Origin of the sequence: Acidisoma sp. S159, assembly GCF_009766125.1 — a bacterium.
In the GTDB taxonomy this organism is placed as follows: domain Bacteria; phylum Pseudomonadota; class Alphaproteobacteria; order Acetobacterales; family Acetobacteraceae; genus Acidisoma.
The window spans coordinates 1-5,045 of sequence record NZ_LMUG01000019.1 but is presented as its reverse complement, the minus strand read 5'-3'; the positions used below and the strand labels follow the sequence as shown (position 1 = coordinate 5,045).

Genomic DNA, 5,045 nt, shown 5'->3' with positions numbered 1-5,045 from the left:
AGCCGTGTGCATCGCGTGCCGCGGCCTATTCTCGCCATGGCTGCTCATCGATCGTGCGACCGCGTGCTTCTCGCGACTTAAATGATGAATGCTCGCCGCAACAGCGCCCCAAACGGGCCGACGTCTTTCTCATCCGCGGTTTGGCTGCGCGCGGCCTGGGCGAGACGAACAGGCTGCAGAGACAGCTGCCAAACCGATCCCTGCGCGTGGTGTCCGGGATGAGAAACCGGATGGCACCACGATAGGCTGATTAGTCAGGTTGCAAGATCGTGGGCCGTCGCCCAGGCCTCTGGTCCTTGTGGCAGGAAGGCAAAACGTAGCGGCTCCTTCACCGCTGGCCTTGCGAGATCTCCTATCCTCTCTAAGCACGTCATGAGTTCAAGAAGCACCGCTCAATCGTCGTTAACGCCCCGTTAGCCGGTCTGGCCTCGCGGCCATGGGGTCGCTACCTTCACCGTCGCTATCTCACCTCCCTGCCCCGCCCCAGCAGAATGGCAGTGTCCGGATTAAGACTCATCGCGGATGACGGGCGAACGGCGGCTCGCAAAGCTAGGGAAGTTTGCCCATATCAGGCGGGAACCTGGCGTTGGCGATAAGCCTCGTGGGTAAGAGCGGGAATCCGAACAACCCGACTTCAGCATTGCGGCTCAGCAGCCTGCCGATGGCAGGGGTTCGTCGATGCTTGGCTGCCACCTTCCACGCGGCCGGTGTCGCAGATCGGGCTGTCGACGCGCAGGCCCACCAAGCCCAAGGCAGCGCTCGCATCTCTTGCACGACAGCCCTGGAGTATGGGGTCCGGATCCGCAGATCGTCGGCCACCTCCAAGAAGCGGCTCTCGATGGGCTGGAAGGCAAAAGCGTCGCGGCCTCGATCATCAGCCTAGCTGAGCACCCCGGCCATCTCACGCCCGAGCCAACGATCGAGCCGCCGTTCGGCTGTCGTGCCGGGCACGAACCACGCCCGTAGATCATCCCGCTAGCGGGCGCCCGCGAAGGCGGACCGAAACCGTTCGACGGTCATGCGATCGTAAGGAAAGGCCGCCGTCGCGCCGACCTACGGGCCGGGCGCCGTGCGGCGGCTTCCCGGGAACACACGCTGCAGAAAACTCGCGCCGCTGCAATGCCAGCCAACTGGAGCCGATCGGTCCAAGCTCTCCGCTCGGGGGGCACCCGCCCGGAGCTCGTGGTGCTGAGAATTGAGTATCTTAGATCGGCCGTGGGCTTGTCTATCGGCCCATCCTCAGTAATTCATAGTTATCGCCACTGAAATTAGGCGACCTGATTTGAAGAATCTTGATGAAAAGCACGCCATTTGGAGCCGAAAAATATCATGGCACCCTTAGCTGAGGCCCTCATCGAAACCACTGCTCAAGCTCTGGCCAGAGTGGACCGAAAGCCCCTCATGGGGCGCGCGGCGCGTAGATATCGCGAAGATGCTCAGGTGGTTCTGGTCGCAATCCTGGCACGCCTCGGAGGAAGCAAAGGTGAGCCGGGACTATTCAGTTTCGCGTCGACCCCCGCGCAGATGATCTTGTCGATGGCAGACGAGATCGACGGCGGATTGGAGCCCAATGTTGCCTGACGGAGCCTACCGTCCAATTCGAGACCTCCTCGTGGTCCAGGCGACGTTGATGTCCGCTGCCGGCGCTGCCCCCAACACGGGCGACCTTAGATAGCGGGGATCGTCCGAGATGATGGCCACAACGCGCCCGTCGGGGCGTTGATCCTGAACTCGGGAAGACCTGCCCATCGGCGAAAGTCGGCGTTGCCCGTGCGCTGCCTACATATTTTTGCAAGGTGAAGTTGTATGAGCAGCTCATCCGCAGGCACTCCTCAAGAGCTCTGGCGTTTAGTGCACGAAGAGAAGCGCCCCATTAAAAAAGCGGCAGCAGTCCTGGGGATTACTGTACACCAGGCCTATGAGTTCCTCGCCGCCGAGCGCATCCGTCGGGACGATGCTGTCCTTCAGCAGGCGGTGAGCGGCTCGGAGTAGAATAAGGATCGGTGTGGTGTAGCGAGAGTGGTCATACGTCGGGCGGCGACCGTCAACCCGCGAGAAGCACCTTATCGCGTATTGACCGTTTTAGCATTGACAGTCGCAGGTGCGAGCAGCGTGAGCTACGCGCTTCTCACGGTGAAGGTGCTGAGCCGCGCAGCTCGACCGATGTCCCTTGGGCGACCGCCGCACTATTCTGCTCGCGAAACGTCGCGACGGATTGGTTGGAAGTCATGACTAGTAAAATAAGGATGGGCGATTGCCAGCTCGGCGACGAGTTCCACTTTGGTCATTCTGATTACCTGATTTTGTATTGCCCACCCGATTCCTTGGCCGCGTTTCCTCGTTTCCGGATGCGGATGCCTTTACTCGTCGCGGCATAGTAGGCAACCATAAAGATGAAAATCCCCACCGCCGCCACAGGATGAACGAACCAGCCTAGGAGACCTGCAAGGGCGTAGAGCAGCACTCCGATGAGGGGTCGCGCGACCTGGGCGGCGAACATTCCCGACGACACCCTCGCTTTCACCAGGATCGGGTGGCGGTGTAGGTAGACGAACAACGGCACCCAGGCGGCCGACATCAGTCCTGCAATCGATGCGTAAAGCACCACCGCCGCCTTCTGGTCCATCAGGTCACCGTTGCGGAATGCTCCCGCCAACACGCCCGTCGGGAATGGAATCAGAGCGGCGGTGCCGAGCACGCCAAGATTGATCCAGTGCACGGCTAAGTCCACCTTCTGCAGCTGTTCGAACAGATAGTGATGGTTGAGCCAGATAACGCCGACATAGAGAAACGCCACACTGTACGCCATATATGATGGCCATTCCTTTAGGAGTTCTTGCGCAAGCATGCCGGGCTCGGCACCTGGGCGATGGATCTCCAGGACGAGTAGCGTGATGATGATGGCGAAAACGCCATCGCATAGCCCGGCAAGCCGACCCGTATCGGTGAAGCCGGCATCGCGTTCCTGCTCAGGTAGCTCCAGCCGGGCCGAGCGGTCGGCGCGGAGCATTTTCATTTGCACCTCGTGCATGGAGATTCTCCGAGGATCGCTGGGATTCAAAGTGGTTTGCATGACACTTGAGAGAAATGAGGCCCGCACAAAAACGTGCGAGCCTCGCTTGTAGCCGGAGGCGATCCGCCGCGCAAAACGATGGACGACGGCTAACTTTGATCACACGGCCTTGAGAAGGCCGAGTTGGGTGAGCGCCGTGACGCCGTCATCGAGCCCGATCTCCTCCACGATCTTGCCGTCAACGACTTTAAGAACCGTGGTGCCCGTGAACTGCATCGTTCGGCCGGTCGCGGCAGGCAGCGAGCCAACGAGGAAGTCGTCAAACGCCGGACCGGTGTGCGTGCCGCCGCCTTTCCACTGGCCGACGACATAATCGCCTTCGGCGATTAGATCGGCGGTCGCGCCGAATTGCAGGTCCGGAAACGCAGAGCGGAAGTCGGTCATGAAGGCCTTGATGTCGTCACGGCCCCGGCGCGGCTCGTGCAGCGAATAATTCAGTAGCATGTCCGGCGACGCGATCTCGTCGACAACATTGAGGTGGACGTTCGCGCCCCAGAAATCGGTGAACCACCTAACGACGACGGCCTTGTTATCTTCTTCTCTGCTCATTTTTAATCTCCTGAACTGTCTTGTGAAGACGACCGACGTTGGTCGATAGCCTGGGCAAGGAGGTAGACCCCGCGCTTGAGGTTCAAACTCCGATTCTAGCTCCCCAATCGACGGCGTCCGTCAAACAGCCGGTAGAGCGTGGCGCGGCTAATGTCGTAGAGTTTGGCCGTCGATGCCATCAGCGGCTGCCGCTCGGGATGCCTGGCCGGCAGCGCCGCCAAGCCACGTCGGAGCGTCACGATCGCCTCGATGGGGACCGTGACGCCCGCGCTTATTACGCAGCCTGGCTTTGCAACATCATGCGTTGTTGTATTGCCATGCGCCCCCCGTACCCAATGCCTGTTCGAATGACGTGCGACCACTGCCGGCGAGCCATGTCGCAAAGGACTGCATCTCTGGATTGATTTTGCGCAGCGCGTTGAGGTCAGCGTGGCCTGCGAGCGGGCCTTGGTCGAGCAAAGCAGTCAGCCTGTCCAGGAATGGATTTGCCGCAAGGACGGCATCGGAGAACCGCGAGTAGGTGATGGGGCGACCAGCCGCCTTGGTAAACAAGGTTTCCATATCGCGGCCCGTAACGGTATCGCTCGCAATCTCGAATGTCTTTCCGGCAAATCGCGCGCGATCAGCGAAGATTGCGGCGACGAACTTGCCGATGTCTTCCACTGCGAGAAGTTGCATCGACTGATCGGGCTTGGCAAAGAAGTTGAGCCGCCCCTCTTCGAGTCCAAAGCCTGGCAGTACGAGCATCTCCATGAAAGTAGCCGGTCGCACGATGGTCGAAGCAATAGGCAGCGTGCGGATATGAGCCTCGATTTGCGCCTTGCTATCGAAGTGTCCCATTCCGGTCGGCTTGTCACCAACAGCGCCACCCGAGGAGTAGATTAGGTGTTCGACGCCGGTATCGTTCGCCAGATCGGCGATGCTGATGCCGTAACGCACCTCATCCTCATCGCTTAGCTCACCTCCGGGCGAACTCGGCTGCACGCTGAAAACGCCGTGAGTGCTCTCCATGGCACGCTGAATCGTAGTGGTATCGGCCAATGTGCCCTGTACGAGTTCGACCCCAGCATCACGAAGCGCGACTGACTTCGCTGAGCCGGTATCCCGAACTATCGCACGAACGGACCAGCCTGTCTTCAGAAGCGCCGTTGTGACCGACCCACCCTGCTGACCGGTCGCGCCAAAGACGAGGATCGGCTTTTTGATATCGGACATAAACTACCTCTGTGTGGGAAAGGGTTACCTATAGAAAACTTACGTGAGGCCGCCGGAAGACGGCACATGTTTCGCCCTTAGGCACAGGATTGATACTCTTGGACGAACTAATTCACGGTCGGCCCTATGAGCTAGTGTCCTGATTCCGAAGTTTCTATCCACATCTCTGCTGGACGTCGACGGTTCTTTGGCAGAAGCGCTGGATTGA

Annotated in this window: 6 protein-coding genes; 2 read left to right on the top strand and 4 right to left on the bottom strand. The window is 59.8% G+C overall.

Annotated features, from left to right (window positions below; all coding sequences use genetic code 11):
- Nucleotides 1–1,329: 1,329 nt before the first annotated feature.
- A complete protein-coding gene (locus GSQ92_RS07410; RefSeq protein ID WP_159013260.1) occupies nt 1,330–1,581 on the top strand; it encodes a hypothetical protein in 252 nt (83 codons plus the stop codon).
- A gap of 225 nt (nt 1,582–1,806) precedes the next feature.
- A complete protein-coding gene (locus GSQ92_RS07405) occupies nt 1,807–1,992 on the top strand; it encodes a hypothetical protein (RefSeq protein ID WP_159013259.1) in 186 nt (61 codons plus the stop codon).
- Between the two features lie 301 nt (nt 1,993–2,293).
- Here the strand turns inward: GSQ92_RS07405 and GSQ92_RS07400 are convergent, their stop codons facing one another.
- The 4 genes from GSQ92_RS07400 to GSQ92_RS07385 form a co-directional block, all read right to left on the bottom strand.
- Entirely contained in the window at nt 2,294–3,016 is a 723-nt protein-coding gene (locus tag GSQ92_RS07400; RefSeq protein ID WP_159013258.1) for a TMEM175 family protein, read from the bottom strand.
- A gap of 156 nt (nt 3,017–3,172) precedes the next feature.
- Complete coding sequence (locus tag GSQ92_RS07395; protein WP_159013257.1) at nt 3,173–3,622, bottom strand: ester cyclase; 450 nt, start codon at nt 3,620–3,622, stop codon at nt 3,173–3,175.
- 95 nt (nt 3,623–3,717) lie between these two features.
- A complete protein-coding gene (locus tag GSQ92_RS29795) occupies nt 3,718–3,861 on the bottom strand; it encodes a hypothetical protein (protein WP_174247805.1) in 144 nt (47 codons plus the stop codon).
- A 58-nt stretch (nt 3,862–3,919) separates the two neighbouring features.
- A complete protein-coding gene (locus GSQ92_RS07385; protein WP_159013255.1) occupies nt 3,920–4,837 on the bottom strand; it encodes an NmrA/HSCARG family protein in 918 nt (305 codons plus the stop codon).
- Nucleotides 4,838–5,045: the final 208 nt, after the last annotated feature.

What these genes read in the sequence shown, in the direction of transcription:
- GSQ92_RS07405 (WP_159013259.1), top strand. Translation starts at nt 1,807, where the DNA reads ATGAGCAGCTCATCCGCAGGCACTCCTCAAGAGCTCTGGCGTTTAGTG.
- GSQ92_RS07400 (WP_159013258.1), bottom strand. Translation starts at nt 3,016, where the DNA reads ATGAAAATGCTCCGCGCCGACCGCTCGGCCCGGCTGGAGCTACCTGAG.
- GSQ92_RS07410 (WP_159013260.1), top strand. Translation starts at nt 1,330, where the DNA reads ATGGCACCCTTAGCTGAGGCCCTCATCGAAACCACTGCTCAAGCTCTG.
- GSQ92_RS07395 (WP_159013257.1), bottom strand. Translation starts at nt 3,622, where the DNA reads ATGAGCAGAGAAGAAGATAACAAGGCCGTCGTCGTTAGGTGGTTCACC.
- GSQ92_RS07385 (WP_159013255.1), bottom strand. Translation starts at nt 4,837, where the DNA reads ATGTCCGATATCAAAAAGCCGATCCTCGTCTTTGGCGCGACCGGTCAG.